Raw genomic sequence first — 20,791 nt, 5'->3', positions numbered from 1 at the left:
ATTAATTAAGTGTATTACGAGCAATTTTTTCACTTGGCTCCGTTGTTGCTTTATATGTGATTTTGCGCCATAAAGCTTCCAGTGGACCTTGTTTCCACTTCGTAAGCCAAATTTCTGCCACAATCATTTGCACGACAATTATACCGATTGCAACTAAGACACCTGTTGCAACACTTACTTTGCCATACCAACCTAATCCAAATTGATAAAATACGAAAGTGCCTATAATGGATTGAAGTATGTACATCGTTAACGACATGCGTCCAATTTTCGCAAAGGGACTAAGTATTTTCGGGACAACCGGCAATAAACATACTAATACAATGAGTCCTATATAGCCGACTGATAAAATCGGGCCACCGATATAAACTTTTACATAATCAAGTAAATACGTACGGCTAAAGACGATTGGCATACTTTTTAGAAAAATGCCTAGTGCTAGTCCTACAATTGTGATTGCCAGCCATAGCCATTTCAGCTCCTTTGCGCGCTCAACTAAATGCCATTTGGAAGCCGCTGCGCCTATTAACATATAGGGTAGAATCGTAAATAATGCTGCAAACCACATCCCTATATTGGCTTGAATCGATAGATCTGCTAAGCGTTGCATAAAGGCATCCATCCAACTACCAGTGCCATAAGCTGTAATAGCTTTTTCCACATCGGTAATATTTAAATACGTATCAACCTTCGTATTAAAGTTAATATAACCTACTACAAACAACATAAAAACATGCATGATTCCGTTAATAATAATGCCGATAAATATTAGCCACATTGGATGTAAACGTAGGAGTAACAGCAGAAAAACCCCACAAAATGCATACATCATTAAAATATCTCCCCACCAAATCAGGACCGCATGCACCACACCAAACATGAATAAAACACCGAGCCTTCTAAGCCCTATTCCATAAAAGTTTTGTTGACGACTTTGCGCTTTTTGCCATTGCATCGCTAAGCCATAGCCAAATAGCATAGAAAATAACGGATAAAAACTACTTTGCACATAAATATCTAGATTTTGCTGCCACACAATATCTGACGGCGTTGTAAACCACGTCCCTAAATCAATGTATGGCATGGGCAAATAAAAAGCGTACATATTGACAAGTAAAATACCTAGTAAACTGATTCCTCGTAAAATATCTAATGTTGCAATGCGTTCCTGCAACATCGTCGGTTTCAAATCCACAAAATAGCCTCCTCTTCTTTCTACCGCGTAAACTGACAAGTTACACCCTTCTGCGTAAAACTGACGTTTCACGCAGAAGTTTGCATCTTGCTTGCTATTGAATTCACAAGCAAATATTCGTGCTTCTAAGTACTATGCATAAAGTGCCTGCTCATTATCAAACAAGTACAACACTTTTTCACTCACTTGGATGTGTAAAATCGATTCAATCGCTTCACTATAAACCCGTAATTGTACACCGTAACGGCCTAGAATCTCCTTCGACAATGCGGGTTCTTGCGCAAATTGCGGCTGTATACGATCTGTTTTATAGTCAAGCAATATCCAGTTACCATCGACATCCTCAAACAAGCAGTCCACAATCCCTTGAACAATTTGCGCATCCCCGTCATCATCAACACGACTAATCGTAAATGGCATTTCTCGGCGAATTTGTTTTGCGCTTGTAAAACGCTGCCCAATCTCTGTTGTGAAGAAACGGAAAATTTTCTCACATGGTACAATCTTGCTCTCTGCTTCCGTTAGTAACTGCTTCGCCACTAACTCCGCGACAAATTGCTCCACCTCTTGCACTGTCTTAAAGCCACTCTGTGGTACATGTTGCATCACCGTATGGATTGCCGTTCCCATTTCTGCACCGGTTAGCTGCTTGTTCTGCAAAAAGTGAGGTCTTGGTGCAATGGAAGCCTTGTCCTTTTTAGGTGCAGCAAAATAATACTCAGGCTCTTCTTGGCGCTGTAAATTTTCTAGTCGTTTAATCTCGCTGACAGATGTTTTTGAGCGTTTTTTTGTCGATTTTTGGAATGCATACTGTGCTTGGAAACGAGCTGTAATTTCTTCCAACAGCGCAGCATCCTCTGATGTTTCTAGCATTTGCTGAACATCGTTGTCTAGTGCTTGCGTGTCATACATAAAATGATGGGTGGATATAGCACGGACCCACCAATGGGATGCGTCTTGTCTTGCCTTATAAGGCGCACTTGCAAGCGATGCAAAATCAGCATGTCTCGCGACAGCCGGTCCAACCCAATCAAAATAACTATTAGCACGTGCCCGTAAATAATCTTGCAATGGTGCATCAATCGCTAAGTTTTGTGCGTCCTGCCAAGCATCACGTGTTTTATCCCAATTTTTGACCGAGCCCATTAAAATAAGACGTTCCTTGGCACGTGTCATCGCTACATATAAAACGCGCATTTCTTCGGCTCTCATTTCAAGCTCTTTTTTCTCTTTCATCGCAAGAAACGGTAACGACGTATAGGTAATCCGATTTTCTGGATCAATGGCTTTGACCGCAAGCCCATAATCTTGGTCAAATAAATACGGATTGTGGAAATCCATTTTATTGAAGGGGCGTCCCATTCCAGCAACAAAAACAACTGGGTACTCTAAACCTTTTGAAGAGTGGATGGTAACTAGTCGTACGACATCATCCTTCTCCCCAATGGATTTTGCCGTTCCTAAGTCATCGCCAAGTGTGCGCATCCGGTCGATAAAGCGCAAGAAGCGGAATAACCCACGAAAGGCCGTTTTTTCATACATTAATGCCCGATCATGTAAAACGCGTAAATTGGCCTGGCGTTGTTTGCCATTTGGCATCGCACCAACCATTTCATAATAATGTGTATCTAAATAAATTTTCCAAATTAAATCCGACAAAGATCCTCGGCGCGCTAAATCGCGCCAGTTTTCAAATGCCAGCATAAAACGTTGAAGCTTTTCAAATGTTTCAGATTGTACGCCATGTCCTTCACTGCGAATAAATTGTCTTAGCGCATCGTAAAACGGTGTTTTCGTATCAGCTAAACGAATTTTAGCTAACTCATTTTCTGTTAAGCCGACAAACGGTGCACGCAACACAGATGCTAGTGGAATATCTTGATATGGATTATCCACAACCTTCAGCGTATTCAGCATAATCATTACTTCAAGCGCATCAAAATAACCTTTCGACGACTCCGCGTAAAGAGGAATGCCCGCTAACTTAAATTCTTCCACTAAATCTGTTGACCACGTCATAGAACGCATTAAAATGACAATGTCACTATATTTTAATGGGCGTTCAGTCCCCGTTTTCGTATCGTATACCGTTGTGCCCTCTTCCATCAGCTGACGAATGCGGCCAATAATAAAACGCGCCTCGTACTGTGATTTTTTCAGTTCTTCAAGCTCCGAAACTTCATTCGTACTTTCTTCTAGTTCTTCATCCACTGCTTCTTCCTCAGGTGGATGTAAAACAACGAGTTCCACAGGTACTTCTTTGTCATCATAAGGTGCTGCTGGCTTTAATGATGCATTCTCATCATATTGAATTTCACCGACCCGCTCGCCCATAATTTGTGCAAAAACAAAGTTCGTAGCGTTTAATACTTCACTACGACTACGGAAATTGGCATTTAAGTCAATGCGCATGCCTGTCGCTTCAGGATTTTCTAAAAACTCGCCATATTTTCGCATAAAGAGCTTTGGTTCAGCTAAACGGAAGCGATAAATACTTTGCTTGACATCACCAACCATAAAAAGATTACCGTCTTGTTCATTGCCTAGCTTGACTAGTTGCAAGATCGTCTCTTGCAACATATTCGTATCTTGATATTCATCGACAAGCACTTCTTTAAAACGCTTTTTCAAGTCTAACGCAACAGGTGATGGCTGTAATTGTCCATCTACCTCTTCCGTTAAAATTTGTAGTGCATAATGTTCTAAATCTGAAAAGTCGATAATCCCACGCTCTAATTTCGCTAAACGGAATTGCGCGCTGAAAATCGTCGTCAAGTCGACCAGTGTTGCAATCGTTGGCGCCATTAGTCGTATTTCTTCAAGCAAACGAGCGGGTGTACGAACAAAATAAGTTTCTTTCAACTTATTCATTATTTTTTTAGCAGCATCGCGCTTCTTCTTTGCTAGCTCTTGCAGCTCGACATCCACTAAAGCGTCCTTTGATACACGCTTTAATGTCGACCATTTAACAGTTGAAAAATAGTCAAATAGCTGTTGCCACGTGCCATCTTGGCTAATACGAATTCCTTCCTGAATCATCGCAAAATCAATTTCTGCCGTTTCCGCATAGGGAGCTGGCCCCTCTGGTAACAGCGTAATCGCTCGCATTTCTGAAATTAACACAAACGCTTCTTCCAGACTATGTTTTACCGTTAATTTCACATATTGTGATAACGCTAAATCATCAATCGTCACATCATCTGCCAGCTTATATGTTTCTGGTAAGCTTTGTAACCATTTTTTCGGTTCAGCATGAACACGCGACGTATCATATAGCTTACTCATCAATGTTTCAATTGCCTGATCATCACGATCAGATGTAAAACTATCGACAAGGCGATAAATAGCGGCAATCTGTTCTTCGTCATCTGTATCATAGGCAGACTCTAGCACATCTGCTAATATATCATCTCGCAACAAGGCAATTTCAGCCTCATTCGCTATACGAAAACCTGGGTCTATATCAAGCATATAAGCATATTGCTTCACAATCGCTAAACAGAAAGAGTGCAATGTTGATATTTGTGCTTTATTGACAAGGCTCAATTGACGGCGCAAATGGCTAGACGTCGGATTTTCTGCGATCGCTTTTTCCAGTGCCTCTGCCATACGATGACGCATTTCCGCTGCTGAAGCATTGGTAAACGTTACTACGAGTAATTCATCGACATTTATTGGATTTTCGGTTGCAATAACCTTTTCAATCATGCGATTAATTAGAACTGCTGTTTTACCAGAACCAGCTGCTGCTGAAACTAGTGTATCTTGCCCACTTGCATAAATAGCTTTCCATTGATCATCCGTCCACGTCACATTTGCTGGTTTTACAGGTATGTGCTGCACCATGTTAGTTCATCTCCTTCCGAATTTTTTCGACGACCTCTACCGGTTTTACTTGCGGTAGCTGACGATAGCTTTGTTTACCATCGGATGGGTCAAATTGACATACTGCTGCAAATTGACAATAATCACAAGCTGTTTTGGATTTTAATTTATAAGGGCTAATCGCCGTGTCCCCTGCTAAAATACCATTGCCTGCTTCTTGATGTTTACGGCGCACAAAATGTTGAAGGTTTTTCATATCATTGACAGGTACAATACGTGATTGTGATTCTGATGGTGTACCGTCCTTTTTCATATAGACAGGAATAATTTGTGAGTGCCCGCTTGCTTCCTCCAACTGCTCGTCCATCGAGTAAATCGCCTCTGGATTTTCTGTTAAAAGCCCCTTCATTTTAAATTGCTTTAAACGATCTTCTTCAATTTCACTATCGCTCAAGTCTTTTTCAAGCTTTAACATTGGATTATGAACGTGAACATACAGCACACCTGCAGGCTCTGCCTCACCAGGCAGCCAATAAGATGCATTTTCCATCGCCACATCTAAATACGTTAGCACTTGCAATGATAAACCGTGATAGACTTCGTTCAAATCTAAATCACGTGCAGATGATTTATAATCGACGATCCGTAAATACGAGCGATCATCAATCGACGCACTATCTACCCGGTCAATACGACCTCGCATAAACATTTTTTTGCCACCTTGTAAATCAATTTCCAACGGTGGTAGCTGTTCGTGTTGCCCAGGTCCAAACGATGCTTCAATCGCAATTGGTTTAAAGTGCGAAACATTGGCATGCTGCGTCAGTGCCATCATCGTACGCTCGACAATGCGGATGAGCTTGCGTTGAATATATCGATAACGCGCACTAGAAAGTAAAATTTGATGCGAGAATACCGGCACAATTTGTTCTACTGCCTGTCGGGCAAGCTGTTGAATTTGTTGCTTTGTCAAACGAATCCAAGACAGTTGTAAGCGGTGCGTCTCTTCTGTAATCCATTTCAATGCCTCATGGAATAAATCACCCATTGCAAACGTTTCTAAACGATATTCCGCCCGTTCCTCTAAACGAAGTCCATATGTTGTGAAATGGGAAAACGGACAACGGAAATATTTTTCAACACGGGACACACTCGATGTTAGCTTGCGTCCATATAATTCTTGTGTAATATAACCTTCTAGCGGCTCCGCTTCATTTTTATGTGTAATCGGATGCATCAGACGACGTAAAATTAACGACCAATATGGATCCTGTTCATAATATTTTCGTACTGCAAGCCATTCAGGGGCTAGTTCGCGACTATGCTCTGCCTGTCGTAGCTGTAGCATTAAATGCGCTAAGGCTGTACGAGGATGACGTATATAAGGCAGAACATTATCATCGATTAATTCAATTGGATCTATGACGACACGCTCAACGTTCACTGCGCTTAAAAGACCTGCTGTTTTATCATTGCCTATGATTTTCTTAATATATAAGGAGGCGATTAACGCCTTGCCTTCCTCATCTGCCGTCGGATAGGTCATATATAACTTGTCTGACGGCGTAGTAATGGCGCGGTAGAATAAAAAGTTTTCCTGCAATAATCGATTTTTAGATGTTGGTGCTAATTCATAACCGATGTGCGTAAACCATTCACGCTCAGCATCCGACAGTAATCCTTCATAATCCATGCGCGTAGGATAAACGCCATCATTCATGCCAAGAACAAAGGCAACTTTCATATGAGATAAACGGGCTAGATCAACCGTCGCTACCATGACCTCATCTAATGTTGGCGGAATACGAGAAAATTCTAATGTATCGAAACCTTCATCTAAAATTTTTGCCGCTTCCTCAACTGTCATTTCTTGCTCACCAAACATATAAACAAACTGATCGAGGACAGCCACCCATTCGTTCCACGCTTGATCATGTTCACTTGCAGCTAATGCCTCGCCTCTATCAAGTTCACGATCTTTCATCACTTGTAGCTTGTCATATACTTGCACTTCTTCTACAAGTTCAAATAATGCCGTCGCCACATCTCTACCAGTTGTTGCGAGCATCAGCTTGTCTTGCAATGTTTTTAACGGTGTGCGTATTTCATCACGAATAGCCTCGATTTCTGTCTGCATCGCACGTTCTTCATCTGTTTGTACACGCGAATGGAATTCAAGCCCTCGATATTTTTTGTAAAACCAGCGAGCTTCTTCAAACCAACGCTCTCCGTAAATCCCTTGTGCTAAACAGTAATTTTCTAGACGGTCTGCACGCTCACGCCACACACTGTGCTCAGCATGCAATGGGAAAAACAAATCTGTTTTTACACTTCTAAAAAGCGGTTCATATTTCCAATTAGAAGTGACCACTTCTAATGCAGAACGACTAAACTCAATTAATGGATGATGAAGCATCGTTTTTTTCGAGTTCACAAAAATAGGAATGTCGTATTGTTGGAAAATTGTTGAAATCAGTGGGTCGTAGACATCTGCTTGTCGATAAAGCAAAACAATATCTTGATAGCGATATCCTTCTTGCCTTGTCAGCTTTGTTATTTCCCGGGCAATGGCATGAATCTCAGCCCGACGATTGGATGCTTCAAAGACATGAACATCTCCTGTTGATATTTTCGTTTGCGGCACTAACTGTTCAAATGATGCTTCTACATGCCGTAAATCTTCAGACTGGAATCGATGTGTTTTGACAAAATGCAACGGTGCATCGATGTCAATCCCATTGTCCCGTGCGATATCATACAAACGCTGATTTGTTGTCGCGGCTTCATTAAACAATGCTTGTTCGTCGTTCGCTTCATCCATATGGTCAAATGGCAACACGACAGTTACTTGCTTCGAGACCTTTAGCAATTCTTGTACAAGCTCTAATTCTCTAACTGTAAAAGCTGTAAAGCCATCGATATAAATTGTTGCCTGTTTCATCGTCTCCGAATATTTTAACTGCTCTGTTAAAATCGGATAGTACCCTTCACTATCAACATATGTCGTGCCAAGACGTTCTTCCAATGCTTGTAAAACGACGTGTAAATCATTTGTTTTAGCCTGTAATGTATGTGGTGCGTCGATCGCTTTTAACGAAGCGGTCACCTCACCTAAGACAGCACTGTTGACACTATAACGGCTAAACTCTCGCAATAGCGTTTCGATTTCTTCGGTAAAGCCTCGTTTACCAGCCGCTTGTCGAAATAGCGAGAAATCACTTTTTTGCTCCTCTAGTAATTTTCGGATTAGCATGCGATACCCATAGCCATTTACTTCTTGACGTGCAATACCACCTGTTTCTTGTAGGACAAGCCAAGCTAAACGTTTAAAGGTCATCACTTGCGCACGTATAAGCCCGTGTAAGCCATGTCTATTTGTCAGTTCATATTCCGTTGAATAGGACATTTGGTCAGGAACAATGATATAAATAGGGTGACCTAATGGATCTGTATTTAATTGCTCGACTATTTCTCTATGAATAAACGCGGATTTTCCAGTACCCGCGCGTCCTGATACAATTCGTAATGTCATTTACGCTTCCCCCTATTCGTTCTAACATTTCAGCTACTAAAAATAAAAAAAGACCCTCCTACCATTTTACATGATACAAGGGACTGCATGTGCATATTCAGCCTAGAAGATTATTCATTTTTCGTCATTTTTCGCACACGTTTCAAATCTTTTTCTACGCGCGCATTCAGTCGCTTCTCCATGAGCTTGCCAATCCACCATAGTAAAACAACAGCCACCCCAGCACTAATGAGCCGTACTGGGCTCGTTAACAGCGATTTTAAATCATAGCCTAAAACGCTCATACCAAAAATCATGACGAATTTCCCTGCTAACAATACCGTTAAATAGTATTTCTTATGAATATGAGAGAAACCAGCAACGATGTTCACAATGACAGAAGGCGTAAAAGGAAAGCATAGTAACACAAACAATGGACTAATACCATTCATATCCACCCATTTAATGAGTTTTTGTACCTTTTTACTGCCCGTCACAAATTGTAACTTCGGGTGCTTCCCAAAGTGTCGTACTAGCAAAAATACTGCATAGGAGCCAGCTACTGACCCCAGCCAAGATAATAAAAACCCTATCCATAATCCAAACGCACTTGCATTTGCGACGACAAATACGACTAATGGCAAAAAAGGTAAAAATGCCTCTAAAAAAGGTAATAGCACACCCATTACAGGGCCCAGTGTTCGATATTGTGCCGCAACATATTCGATATTTTCTACAGTAAACAATTCTTTCACGATTGCCACCTCTATTTATATTGCAAGATTACATGTAAAATTGTTAGTTCTTGTGATACATTTTCATATTCATGTGCTTGATGGCCCGAAAAGACCAATGTTTCGCCTTCGCTCAATGTTTCATGCATAACGCCTGCACTAATAATAGCTTGTCCATGAATAACCGTTACAGTTTCTTCTACCCCTTCTGTATGCGCTTCACTCCTACTTCTCGCTCCGGGCTCCATTTCCACTTTATAAAATTCCCACCCTCGTTCAGGATCGTACGGAATAATCGAATAAACACGATAGCGACCATCGTCTTCATCGACGTGCGGTGCATTTTTACTACTAAACTTCATATAATGGGCAATCGGTGGCTGCAAAAGAGAAGAAAATGAAATACGCAAGCCAGCCGCTATTTTCCATATCGTTGAAACAGTCGGATTCGCTTCTCCCTTTTCAATTTGTGCAAGCTGTGCTTTACTTACTCCTGATACTTTCGCTACATCATCTAAACTTAAACTACGGTGCTGCCGTATTTTTTTTAATTGGAATGCTAAATTTCGACTCATTTGTTCCATCTGACTCACCATTTCCTATTGTTTATTTTATCAGACATATGTATACTTTAATAAACATGTGTGAATGTTCAAACTATTCCATTATAAGTATACATGGAAATATTTTTGAAAGGATGACCTATTTATGACAAGCACAACAGATTTTCATAATGAATCAACCGCCTCGACAGAAGACAGTTTTTTACAAGGCATAAAAGATTGTGTCCCGACATTACTCGGTTACATTAGTATAGGACTGGCATTCGGTGTTGTAGGTTCCGCTTCTGGTCTATCTGTAATTGAAATTGCATTACTAACCATACTTGTTTACGCAGGTTCTGCACAATTTATTTTTTGCGCCCTTTTGCTAACAAGTAGTCCTGCATCTGCTATCATTGTAACTATTTTTGTCGTAAATCTACGTCATTTATTAATGAGTTTAACATTAGCACCCCATTTTACGCGATATTCCATGCTCCGCAATGTTGGATTCGGTACATTATTAACGGACGAAACGTTTGGTGTAGCCGTAACGAAGCAAATGCAAAGAGGCAAATTGCATGGTAGATGGATGGATGGGCTCAATATCACAGCCTATTTATTTTGGATTTTATCTTGCGTTGCAGGAGCCTTTTTAGGGCAATGGGTAGCTAATCCCGAAAAGTGGGGCTTGGACTTTGCCTTAATTGCCATGTTTGTCGCCCTACTTGTGCTACAGCTAAGTAGTGTTGGCAAAAATAAAATTATGCATTACCTGATGTTAATCGGTTATATGATTGTCATTATGTATGGCCTATCCTATGTCGTACCTTCGCATTTAGCCGTACTGCTTGCAACTGTGATCGTCGCGACAATTGGGGTGGTGACAGATAAATGACAACAACAGCTTCTATGGTCTGGCTAATTATCGGTTGCGCACTAGTGACTTGGCTACCTCGAATTATTCCGTTTATGTTTGTACGCAGTGTGAAACTACCGGATGTCGTGTTGAAATGGCTAAGTTTTATACCAGTTTGTATTCTTAGTGCCCTTGTTATGGAAAATTTATTGGATACGGAAAGCAAAAGTTTTGTCACATTAGATTGGCCAGTTTTCATTACATTTGTGCCTACACTCATCATTGCCCTTGTGACAAAAAGCTTATCGATTACCGTTGTCGCTGGTGTTATCATTATGGCTGCCGTACGATTTTTCATGTAAAGAAAAGGTATAAAAAAATCCGCTTAGTCGTTTGCGAAAAAGCACGAAACGTAGGACGAAACAATCCACATGGTGGGAACGTTTCGTCTTACACAGTGCCCGCAAAAGAACAAGGGGATTTTTTTGATTTATTACAACGCTGTGTAATGCGTGGGGGCCTTAATGATAGCCCTCCTTCTTTTTTTGCATTTTGCTCGCTAGCCAAAAGCCTAGCGTTAACGAAAAAGCATCCACAACAAAAATAATAGGTGGGGACGTATAACCTGCATAGACAGAAGCAGCAATTAGCGCAATGGCTAATGATAATCCTACATAGCGGCTATACGTAATACGAGTAAACAATAACACGAGTAATGCTGGGAAAAATAACGCTAACATCAATTTCCCATAAAGGTCGATCATAGTTCTCTCGGCTCCGCCAACAATAGACCAATGCGATAATGGTCATTGCTGTATATAACATGCTGCGTAAGGCGCAGTTCGTTATTACGATCTAACACCTCTAAACGGCAATGTGCAGCATTTAGTTGTAATGCGTCATATAATTCTGCTTCTGTCGTAATCGTGTGCCCGTTTACTTTACGAATACATTCCCCTGCAAGTAAGCCCATTTTTTCTGCTGGTGAATCAGGAAGGACTGCAGCAATCATCGCGCCCTTTGTGCTCGGTGCAACCGCATAAGACTCTGTTTTATCTTGCATTGCATAATAAAGTGAAATAATGAGTCGAATCAATACCCCTACTGCCAACGTGATAAAACCAATTAACGGTTGCAAGTAAGAAGCCAGTCCACCGATGACAATCAGCTGTCCTAACAATAAGACGGAGCGCCCTATTTTCGGCAACTGAACAACAGGTAATTCTTTTCTTAACAGTTTTGAAAAGCCAATAACTACCGGAAATAATACGAATGCAAAATGATGATCCCCTAAAGTAAATTGTGGCCAATACGGCAATGATGATGGAATGCTATTACCCGGAATAATAAAGAAGATAGGTAATACCCAGACATTTCTTGTGCGATAGACAATGGCTTGCATACCACGTTTCGTATTTTCGATACCAGGCGTTATCACTTGTTTCGCCGTACGACGAATAAGGATACCTTCTGCTATGACACACAGCCCTGTCAGTATTGTAATGGTCACAATAGCACCTTCTAATAAATCGATGCCTTCTAGTGAAAGCTTCCACCAAGAGAACGACCAGTTGTACTGATACATTGCCCACAATGCTACTGTTGCGATTGCCATCGTGTAAATAGGTGACAGTACATTGATGAAAAACAACAACAGGCCAAGTAAAGAGATTGCGATAAGTATTAGTAAAAATGCTTTGGGTACTGTTAGCCCAACACCTACACTTATTAAGGAAATGACTAATGCATACGGCCATCCTCGCTTCCATTGTCCTAGCAGCTCTGTCCAGCCCCAAATAATACGTCTGTTAAAAAATTTTCGCTCTTGCTTTACGCGACTATACCCTAAAAAGGTAGCAACTACTATTGCAATATAAACTACTGGGTTAAGTAAAAAGCGGCCAATCGCTGTTACAATTTCTATTAATATATTACTAACCATACGAACACCCGCCGTTTCTTTCATGAATACTATGCATTCATTGTATCAAACGACCACTGTCTTGCGTAGTAGTAACTGGTAGAAAGCTTTGTATTTCCCATCATTTTTTACTAGATTTACTATCTCTATTGCTCAATATTGTGTAAAAGGAAGCTTGTTGCCATTTGGAATTGCAAATCATTTTGACGATCTTCTTTGTAAGCCTTTAATGTTCCATTTAAACTATTGAAAAATGTAGCGTCGACGTATACTTCATTTTCAGGTTGCTGTAATTCTTTTTGTTTCCGGTAAAGTTTTACAGCCTCTTGTGTTGACTCATCTAAATAACCATCTAGGCGGTCTACTTGATAACCAAGCTTTTGTAACGCTTTTTGTGTGTACGCAATTTCTTCGCTCATATCTCCTACTTTGAATTGCCCTGTCAACGGATGCAATTGGAACGCAAATAATTCATTTTGTTCAATAACTAAACTAGCTTCAATACCTTTACCATGAATCCATTCACGTTTTGGTGTCAGCCATTTATTTGTAGAGAGCTTCAATTCACCGCCATTTGCAAGCGCCCATGATTCCTGTACTGTTCCTTTGCCGAAGCTTTTAACGCCAACAATGGACGCTCGATTCCAGCTTTTTAATGCGCCTCCGAGTACTTCACTCGCTGATGCACTACCTCCATTTTGAATAACAACAATCGGAATTTTATTCATTGTCGCTAAATATTTTTCATCAAAGCCTTTTGTTTCCGTTTTTAATGGTTCCATGGCACCTTCACCGTTTTGCATATAGGCAAATACTTTACCATCATCTAACACTGTACTTAGTAGCGCTGCGACGCTATGTAAATAGCCTCCAGGATTATCACGAACATCCACTACAAGTCCTTCTACATCTTTACGTAGTAATTTACTTGTTTCTGCTACCCACTCATTTGCTGTCTTTTCTCCAAATAACGAAATTTCAATGTATCCTATTGAAGTATCCTCAACTTTCACTACTTCACTCGCTACCGTCTTATTAGAGATTGCCGCACGTTCCATCGTCATTTTAATATGTTTATCTTCGCTTGGACGATAAACAACGATTGTCAGCTTTGTCCCTTTTTCCCCTTGAATCAAATGCATTAGTTCACTCATTGTCTTTCCATCCACTTTGACACCATCAACTTGTACAATTTCATCGAGAGAGCGCATACCTGCTTTTTCTGCTGGTGATGAACGAACAGGGGATACAACAATAAACTTGCCGTTGTTTTCCGTTAGTTCAATACCGATGCCAACTCTTTCTTCAGCTAGCATTTGTCGATGTTGCTCAGCCTCTTCCTTCGTGTAATAGGTACTATACGGGTCCTTAATGGCATCTGCCATACCTCGTAATGCACCTTCTACTAATTCTTCTTTTTTCGTACTGTACACTGATTTCTTTTCGATTAATTGTAACGCTTCATTAATCGAATCCACTTCTGTAACTTGCACCTTTTTCTCTGCCCCATCAAACCAGTCAAAGTAAAATCCACTACCTATCAATAAACTGCTGACAAGTACGCCGACTCCTGCCGTAATTTTGCGCAAACCTTCCCTCCTCTGTCTATTTACTGTATGAATTTTTATTTTCAAACATACAACATAATGTTTTGTTTTCAGAATTGTTTCGGTGCCTGGCACTCAAACAATAGAAAAAAAATCCACTGCCTCTTCTACGGACATATGTTAAGCCGTACAAGTCTTGTGGATTTTGGTATGGTTATTTTAAATGTGTCCCTGTGAATATTCAGAATTGTTTGAGTGCCTGGCACCCTATTCTAATGCTTGGAGCGTGCTTTTTAGCATGTCTAAATTCATCGGGCCTTGTATTGATTGCTGAATCGTGCCGGTTGAATCGATAAAAAAGGTTGTAGGAATCGTAATGACTTGATATTCTGATCCAGCTTCATTTTCTGGATCAAGTAAAATAGGGAATGTCAGTTCATAGGCATCTCTAAATGTCATTACTGTATCGATTTTTGCATCGGCTGTTACGTCTCGTTCTTCTGACGTTAAATTAACCGCTAAAATTTCAACATTGTCCTTTTTTGCATATTGTTCGTAATAATTTTGCATATGAGGCATTTCGGCTTTACACGGTGGACACCATGTTGCCCAAAAATTTAGGACAACTTTTTTTCCGCGAAGCTCACTTAACGTCACTTCTTTACCATCCAAATTCATTAATGTGAAATCAGGTGGTGTATCTCCATTATTTAACCCCACCGTTCGTTCTTCTACTTCTTTTCCGAGCAAGGCCGTATCAATTTCCCGTTCTTTATCGATTTGCTGTTTCACATATGTACCAATCATCGCAGCGATGAGCAAAACGACTATCAGTAACCCAATATTTTTTTTCATTCTTTTCCTCCCAATCGTTGAATTCCTAAACCTAATAAAAGTAATAGGAAGCTTACTCCAACAGCCGGTTGCCAAAAGCCATAAGGCTGTAAAACAGCTACGATTAGATAGCCAGCTGTATACATTAATAACGCGATATTAGTTGCTGTTACTTTCCATAATATGAAGATCGTTAGCACGCTTAGCACTACTAATGTAATGACTTCGCTATGCAGTGGATTGTCATTTAATAATACCACGAACCATTGATAGATCGATTGCGTTAACATAATTGCCCAGCTACTTGCCACTACGCCAGTAGTATCGAATGGTAGTTGTTGTCGCTTCCACCACAGCTGCAATAGTATCGCTACAGTCCCTAATAATACACCAACCGTCCCACCATTAAAGTACAGAAGCGTTAGCGGTTGTGCAATGACCGATTGAAAGTCCGTAATAATCACACTAAATTTCCATACAAGTATAAACGTAAAGATAGCATCACCGTATACCCCTGACCATATTTTCGGGAATTGGACCCGTAAAACAAGCCAAACAATGACAAATGACGCTAGTAAAGCGATTGCTGTTGCTGGTAATGTTAATGCACGAATTGAAAACCATTCACTATTGATCACCTGGACAAATCCTCCGCTGCTAAAGATATGTTTAGCATAGCATAGTTGCTTTTATGAAAACTCCCTTTTCACATTGTGTTCAAAAAAACTTCTAAAGTAGTTATGGAAAGCTATTGTTGTAAGGACTTGATATAGAATCTCTCCACTAGATACCTCTCCATTACAAAAAAAGTCGCCTCACTTTGGAGACGACACAACATATTAACTTTATTAATCCAAATTGATTTTGGTTATTTCAGGATAAGGGTAAACCCATATAAACGTAAAATTATAAAAAACTAATGAATTAATAGTTCTTATTAAAAGTTTAAATTTATCATGTTTTTTATACTTTCTCCAAAAATAAATAACAATAACTATTGTAAAAATTATTGGGGCAATTTCGGGAAGAACGAACATAAATGTAAAATCACCCATAATGAGTAGCATATCAGTGAAAAACAATATCGAAATTAGTGAAAACTTTTGATAAACATGTTCTAACTTATATAAAACACTTATTAAAGATTTCTTCCAACTCTTCATTTAGATATCAGCCCCAATCATTATTTCTTGCATTTTTTTTATATTTTACCACAAAAAAACAATAATATTGTTATTATCCAAACACCAATAAAGTAATCTTGTCTCAGTATAGAAAGGGCTAAATTATAAAATAAAAAAAACAAAATACCGCAAGAGCTGATACTCTCAAAGTATTTTGTCTTATAACCACTTAAATCATCTCGTAATAGAGGCAACTCTCTTAATTTACAATGGAATATATTTCAGTGGGTTGACACTACCAACTGCTTGTCCTTGCCAAGAGCCGATATGTATTTCAAAGTGTAAGTGTGGACCGGTAGAACGACCCGTGCTACCCATTGCTGCAATTTGCTGTCCTTGGCTTACTTCATCACCAACACTCACATTAAATGCACTTAAATGTGCATAAACCGTCGTATAAATTTGTCCGTCAATAGAGTGTGTTAAAATAACCACATTTCCGTAAGAGCTTAGTGGTGCCGCATAAGAGACAACGCCATCTGATGCTGCCCAAATCGGCGTCCCTGTTTTATTGGCAAGGTCTACTCCATAATGGAATTCTGGGCCTGCCCCAAGATTACGCCAGCCATAAGGCGATGTTAAACGACCATTTGTCGGCTTAATCCAAGTACCGTCAGATGCTGGAGCATTGACCGTAGAGCCTGAACCTGAACCTGAATTGCCAGCAGCAGCAGCGGCGGCGGCAGCAGCTTTACGTTTTGCCTCTTGCTGACGAGCAATTTCAGCTAAACGATTTTGCTCAGAAATAATTTTTTGCTGTAATTCATCACTAATTTCAAGAGCCTCTGAATATTCTTTTTCAAGTAATACTTTTTCAGATTTCAGCTTCGCTTGCTCTTTTTCTAACTGATCAACTAATGTATTTTTTTCTTTTTTCTGTCCATCTAATGATGCTTTTAAACGTTCTAACTTCGCTTTTTGCTCTTCAAGCTTTTGGCGCTTGCCTTCTAAAACTTGCTTTTGCTCTTCTAAAGTTTGCTTGTCTTGTTTTTGATCGCGAATAATTTGGCGATCCGCTTCAAGTAAAGCATTTACAGCAGAGAAGCGGTCGATGAAATCAACGAAGCTATTAGAACCTAATAGCACATCTAAATAGCTAACTGAGCCACCTGCTTGAATAGCACGTGCGCGATCTTGTAATAATAAATCACGCTCTTCAATTTTGCGCATCAGCTCATCGATTGTACCTTCTAATGCTTTAATTTCAGCATTTGTCGCTTGAATTTCTGCCAAAACCTTTTTAATACTGCTATTTGTTTTGTCAATTTCAGCGTTCAACGCTTGAATTTGATCTAATAATTTTTGTTGCTTTTCTTTATTTTCACTAATCGCTTCTTCTTTACTACTAATAGAAGAGTTTAATTGATTTTTCTTCGTTTCTACTTGTTTTTTCTCTTCTTTTAAATCCGATAAACTAGTTGCAAACGCTGTTGGAGTTTGGATAAGAAGTAATAGTGCAGTTGTAGCTGCAAATGTTTTCATTGTGTTCTTTGCAATACTTTTCACCTGTTGAACTCCCCTTCGTTTATTTAATTTCCATTACTTTAAATATCGTTACGACCTCGTCATTACTTACACTTTTAAAAACTTGCGCACAGACATGAAGCTTCCCCAAATCCCAATCAGCACACCGATCAGCAATAATAGACCGCTTACTTGATAAACAAGTGGTGAGAAATCAAGAAGTTGAACTAACTCGCCTTGTAAACGAGGTGCAATAATTCGATAGACATTGTGGTAAAGTGTTGCGATGACTGCAATCGGAATGATAGAGCCTAAAACGCCGAGCCACATACCTTCTAAAACGAATGGAATTCGCACAAACGCATTCGTTGCCCCTACTAGTTTCATAATTTCTATTTCATCGCGACGTGCAATAATCGTAATACGAATCGTATTAGAAATTAAGAAAATAGCTGTGAATAACAATCCTAAAATTAGCACAACACCTACATTACGACTAATATTTAAGAAGTTGAAAAGTTTTTCTACCTTACCTTCTCCGTACTTCACATCGTAAGTATAGTCATACTTATCAATTGTTTTAGCCACTTTCGCCGTTTGCTGTGGATCTGTCGCCTTCACATAAATAACATTTCGTAACGGGTTGCTTTGCTCGAACAGCTTAAAATCATCCCCAAAATCTTTTACTAACTTTGTTAACTCTTCTTCCTTTGTGGAATAAGTCATTTCGGCAACATCAGGCAATTTTTTTATTTTCGCAAGTAGCGCTTTTTCAGCTGCTTGATCTGCTGTTTCATCGATTAAAACTTTGATTTCTACATCGTTCTCTAAATCTGATGCTACTTTATTTAAGTTCATCATAATTAATGAGAATACACCTACTAGTATCAATGTCACTGTAACCGCGCTGACAGACGCAATGGTCATCCAGCTATTACGGCCTAGTGATTTAAAACTTTCTCGAAAGTGTCGTTTTACTGTATTAAATTTCATAGCCGTAGTCACCTCCGTGTTCATCACGAACAATCATACCGCCCTCAATCGCGATAACGCGACGACGGATGGTATTTACAATTTCACGGTTGTGAGTGGCCATTACAATTGTTGTACCTCGTGCATTAATTTCCTCAAATAAATTCATAATCTCCCATGATGTTTCGGGATCCAGATTCCCTGTTGGTTCATCTGCAATTACTACTTTCGGTACGTTTACAATAGAACGTGCAATCGAGACACGTTGCTGTTCGCCACCAGAAAGTTCATTCGGAAACATTCTTGCCTTATGCTTTAAACCGACAAGGTCTAAAACTTCCATAACACGACGGCGAATTTCGACCGGTTCCTCTTCAATAACTTCTAGAGCAAATGCCACGTTTTCATAGACGTTCAATCTTGGTAGTAATTTGAAATCTTGGAAAACAACACCTAATTGACGACGCAAGAAAGGTACTTTTTTATTTTTTAAACCACCTAAATTAATACCATTAACAGTAATTTCACCTGAAGTTGCTTTTTCCTCACGGTACATTAACTTAATAAATGTCGATTTACCTGCACCACTTGGACCAACAACATAGACAAATTCACCTTGTTTTATATTAACCGAAATGCCGTTTGTCGCAACTACACCATTCGGGTACTTCTTTGTCACATTTTTCATTTCTATCATTTTTTTTAAACCACCTAAACCTCTTATATATGTAAGATGTATTCCTTTTTCTATTATAGCACTCAATCTATGTTTTTTTATTACAGTTTTATTTCATTCGTTGACATAATTTTCTATAAAAATATCGTTTATTGGAATATTTTAAAAAAATCTTGTAAATACCAACAAATAGAAACAGGAATCGATGGAAAGTACTAGCGATTGCTGTTACTATCCATTAAAAATGTCGATGAAATAAAGCAAAAAAAGTGTTAGATTGATGGCAGTTAATCTAACACTTTGCTCTTTACTATTTATTGTTCTTCAGTCGTTGTATAGCGGACTAAAACGGCGCCTGTTTTAGACTCACCTTCGATAAACAAGCGGTTGGCATTTTCTACTTCTTTATCGAAACGAACTACTTTCGTTAAAAATTGATCTTGCGTGTCAATTTTTGAGGCATCTTGAATGCCGACATCTACTTTACCAAAATTCGTGACAATTTTTCCGCTTAAAGATATTGTGCGTGGGACATATATTTCTACAGCGCCAGCTACCGTATGTGCCTTAATTTTCGATGAATTACTTGAACATGTCGTCACCACAACATGTCCATTTACTGATTTCGCTTCTACTTCATCTAAAGCACCATCCAAATAGACGCGACCATTTAATGTTTCAGCTTCTAAATCTTTACCACGAACATCCATTAATTCGATAGAGCCATTCGTTGAATCCACTTCAGCCTTCGCAAAAACTAACTTCGAACCCTTAATCGCACCATTCAATGTTTTCAGCTTTAGTTGATCCAGCTCTATATCTTGCAAAGTTGCTCCACCGTTCATTAAACGCACAGATAATTTGTTTAGCTTTTCCTTCGGTGCAAGCACTTGAACATTCACTTGCACAAGCTTTAATTGACTTAAAATTCGCAGTGAGTCCTCTTCATTTTTCACAACAAATTGCTCCAAGAAATGATTACGTGTTTCTTCCTCGCTATCATTGATAAGCGGTGCTTTCACCTTACAAATAATTTGGAAAGTATCACCTTCACATGGCTCTAATGAAAAATTACCATTTGGTAGTTCAACAATGACATTCTCAATATGCTCTGCTGCAAGTTCTTCTGTATGTGTAAATTCAAATTTATCACCAAATGGCGAAGAAACATCAAATTCTTTTACTTTTTTTACGGCTGTGTTCATCATATCCATAAAAAGTGAACCGATTTGTGATAGATCTTTACGGAAATCTTGGATTTCATCTTGAAAATGCTTCGTGAAATCGCCATCTTTTTTCTTTTGTTCTTCTTTAAAAATAAATTCTTTTTCTGTTGAGGATTGCTCACCTGTATTCGACATATCATCCATATTAGGTTGAGTGGACTTGCTAGGTTGCTCTAATGCTTCTAATAATGTAATCGCCTCTTGCGCTGAAATAGTACCTTTTTCCACAAGTTCTAAAATTCGTTGACGTTCATTTTGCATAATTATATAGCCTCCCACAGATTGTTATATTTATTTATAC

The 20,791-nt window shown here is 39.3% G+C and carries 16 protein-coding genes; 2 read left to right on the top strand and 14 right to left on the bottom strand.

The window, feature by feature from the left end; all coding sequences use genetic code 11:
- Nucleotide 1 precedes the first annotated feature (1 nt).
- The 5 genes from ACKVEV_RS20455 to ACKVEV_RS20435 all read right to left on the bottom strand — a co-directional run bounded on the left by ACKVEV_RS20455 (nucleotide 2) and on the right by ACKVEV_RS20435 (nucleotide 9,849).
- Nucleotides 2–1,195, bottom strand: a complete 1,194-nt coding sequence (locus ACKVEV_RS20455) for a DUF418 domain-containing protein (protein WP_409368048.1) — start codon at nucleotides 1,193–1,195, stop codon at nucleotides 2–4.
- Between the two features lie 132 nt (nucleotides 1,196–1,327).
- Nucleotides 1,328–5,041, bottom strand: coding sequence for a helicase-exonuclease AddAB subunit AddA (gene addA / locus ACKVEV_RS20450; RefSeq protein WP_409368047.1), 3,714 nt, complete (start codon nucleotides 5,039–5,041; stop codon nucleotides 1,328–1,330).
- 1 nt (nucleotide 5,042) lies between these two features.
- Nucleotides 5,043–8,552, bottom strand: coding sequence for a helicase-exonuclease AddAB subunit AddB (gene addB / locus ACKVEV_RS20445; RefSeq protein ID WP_409368046.1), 3,510 nt, complete (start codon nucleotides 8,550–8,552; stop codon nucleotides 5,043–5,045).
- 110 nt (nucleotides 8,553–8,662) lie between these two features.
- Nucleotides 8,663–9,286 (bottom strand): TVP38/TMEM64 family protein, encoded by a 624-nt coding sequence (locus ACKVEV_RS20440; protein ID WP_409368045.1) that lies wholly within the window; start codon nucleotides 9,284–9,286, stop codon nucleotides 8,663–8,665.
- 11 nt (nucleotides 9,287–9,297) lie between these two features.
- Complete coding sequence (locus tag ACKVEV_RS20435; RefSeq protein WP_409368044.1) at nucleotides 9,298–9,849, bottom strand: helix-turn-helix domain-containing protein; 552 nt, start codon at nucleotides 9,847–9,849, stop codon at nucleotides 9,298–9,300.
- Between the two features lie 124 nt (nucleotides 9,850–9,973).
- On the opposite strand from ACKVEV_RS20435, the gene ACKVEV_RS20430 reads away from it, so the two are divergent.
- Together ACKVEV_RS20430 and ACKVEV_RS20425 are read left to right on the top strand one after the other, a co-directional pair.
- On the top strand, nucleotides 9,974–10,705 hold the full coding sequence (locus ACKVEV_RS20430) for an AzlC family ABC transporter permease (protein ID WP_409368043.1): 732 nt from the start codon (nucleotides 9,974–9,976) through the stop codon (nucleotides 10,703–10,705).
- On the top strand, nucleotides 10,702–11,028 hold the full coding sequence (locus ACKVEV_RS20425) for an AzlD domain-containing protein (protein ID WP_409368042.1): 327 nt from the start codon (nucleotides 10,702–10,704) through the stop codon (nucleotides 11,026–11,028). Before ACKVEV_RS20430 ends, ACKVEV_RS20425 begins: the two co-directional genes overlap by 4 nt.
- Nucleotides 11,029–11,187: 159 nt before the next feature.
- Here ACKVEV_RS20425 and ACKVEV_RS20420 read toward each other — a convergent pair whose 3' ends face one another.
- From ACKVEV_RS20420 to ACKVEV_RS20380, 9 genes are all read right to left on the bottom strand, one after another.
- Nucleotides 11,188–11,427 (bottom strand): CsbA family protein, encoded by a 240-nt coding sequence (locus tag ACKVEV_RS20420; RefSeq protein WP_409370596.1) that lies wholly within the window; start codon nucleotides 11,425–11,427, stop codon nucleotides 11,188–11,190.
- Nucleotides 11,427–12,608: a PDZ domain-containing protein gene (locus ACKVEV_RS20415; protein ID WP_409368041.1), complete on the bottom strand. Its 1,182-nt coding sequence runs from the start codon at nucleotides 12,606–12,608 to the stop codon at nucleotides 11,427–11,429. Before ACKVEV_RS20415 ends, ACKVEV_RS20420 begins: the two co-directional genes overlap by 1 nt.
- 125 nt (nucleotides 12,609–12,733) lie before the next feature.
- Nucleotides 12,734–14,176: a S41 family peptidase gene (locus tag ACKVEV_RS20410; protein WP_409368040.1), complete on the bottom strand. Its 1,443-nt coding sequence runs from the start codon at nucleotides 14,174–14,176 to the stop codon at nucleotides 12,734–12,736.
- A gap of 225 nt (nucleotides 14,177–14,401) precedes the next feature.
- Nucleotides 14,402–14,989 carry a peroxiredoxin family protein gene (locus ACKVEV_RS20405; protein ID WP_409368039.1) on the bottom strand — a complete coding sequence of 196 codons (588 nt, stop codon included), beginning with the start codon at nucleotides 14,987–14,989 and terminating at the stop codon, nucleotides 14,402–14,404.
- Entirely contained in the window at nucleotides 14,986–15,606 is a 621-nt protein-coding gene (locus tag ACKVEV_RS20400) for a hypothetical protein (RefSeq protein ID WP_409368038.1), read from the bottom strand. The genes ACKVEV_RS20405 and ACKVEV_RS20400 overlap by 4 nt, the downstream gene beginning before the upstream one ends.
- A gap of 750 nt (nucleotides 15,607–16,356) precedes the next feature.
- The gene (locus ACKVEV_RS20395) at nucleotides 16,357–17,658 is read right to left on the bottom strand and encodes a murein hydrolase activator EnvC family protein (protein WP_409368037.1); all 1,302 of its coding nucleotides are present in this window, start codon (nucleotides 17,656–17,658) and stop codon (nucleotides 16,357–16,359) included.
- A 66-nt stretch (nucleotides 17,659–17,724) separates the two neighbouring features.
- Nucleotides 17,725–18,609, bottom strand: coding sequence for a permease-like cell division protein FtsX (ftsX, locus tag ACKVEV_RS20390; protein ID WP_409368036.1), 885 nt, complete (start codon nucleotides 18,607–18,609; stop codon nucleotides 17,725–17,727).
- Nucleotides 18,599–19,285, bottom strand: a complete 687-nt coding sequence (gene ftsE / locus ACKVEV_RS20385) for a cell division ATP-binding protein FtsE (RefSeq protein ID WP_401009845.1) — start codon at nucleotides 19,283–19,285, stop codon at nucleotides 18,599–18,601. The genes ftsX and ftsE overlap by 11 nt, the downstream gene beginning before the upstream one ends.
- A 293-nt stretch (nucleotides 19,286–19,578) precedes the next feature.
- Entirely contained in the window at nucleotides 19,579–20,751 is a 1,173-nt protein-coding gene (locus ACKVEV_RS20380) for a DUF4097 family beta strand repeat-containing protein (RefSeq protein ID WP_409368035.1), read from the bottom strand.
- Between the last annotated feature and the right edge of the window lie 40 nt (nucleotides 20,752–20,791).

The organism is Lysinibacillus sp. 38-6 (assembly GCF_046245175.1).
GTDB lineage: Bacteria > Bacillota > Bacilli > Bacillales_A > Planococcaceae > Lysinibacillus.
Note: the sequence above shows the minus strand (reverse complement) of the source record. Positions and strands in the feature narration are given on the sequence as shown.

Coding starts and splice junctions, on each gene's coding strand:
- addA (WP_409368047.1), bottom strand. CDS start 5,041: ATGGTGCAGCACATACCTGTAAAACCAGCAAATGTGACGTGGACGGAT.
- addB (WP_409368046.1), bottom strand. CDS start 8,552: ATGACATTACGAATTGTATCAGGACGCGCGGGTACTGGAAAATCCGCG.
- ACKVEV_RS20435 (WP_409368044.1), bottom strand. CDS start 9,849: ATGGAACAAATGAGTCGAAATTTAGCATTCCAATTAAAAAAAATACGG.
- ACKVEV_RS20430 (WP_409368043.1), top strand. CDS start 9,974: ATGACAAGCACAACAGATTTTCATAATGAATCAACCGCCTCGACAGAA.
- ACKVEV_RS20425 (WP_409368042.1), top strand. CDS start 10,702: ATGACAACAACAGCTTCTATGGTCTGGCTAATTATCGGTTGCGCACTA.
- ACKVEV_RS20415 (WP_409368041.1), bottom strand. CDS start 12,608: ATGGTTAGTAATATATTAATAGAAATTGTAACAGCGATTGGCCGCTTT.
- ACKVEV_RS20405 (WP_409368039.1), bottom strand. CDS start 14,989: ATGAAAAAAAATATTGGGTTACTGATAGTCGTTTTGCTCATCGCTGCG.
- ftsX (WP_409368036.1), bottom strand. CDS start 18,609: ATGAAATTTAATACAGTAAAACGACACTTTCGAGAAAGTTTTAAATCA.
- ftsE (WP_401009845.1), bottom strand. CDS start 19,285: ATGATAGAAATGAAAAATGTGACAAAGAAGTACCCGAATGGTGTAGTT.
- ACKVEV_RS20380 (WP_409368035.1), bottom strand. CDS start 20,751: ATGCAAAATGAACGTCAACGAATTTTAGAACTTGTGGAAAAAGGTACT.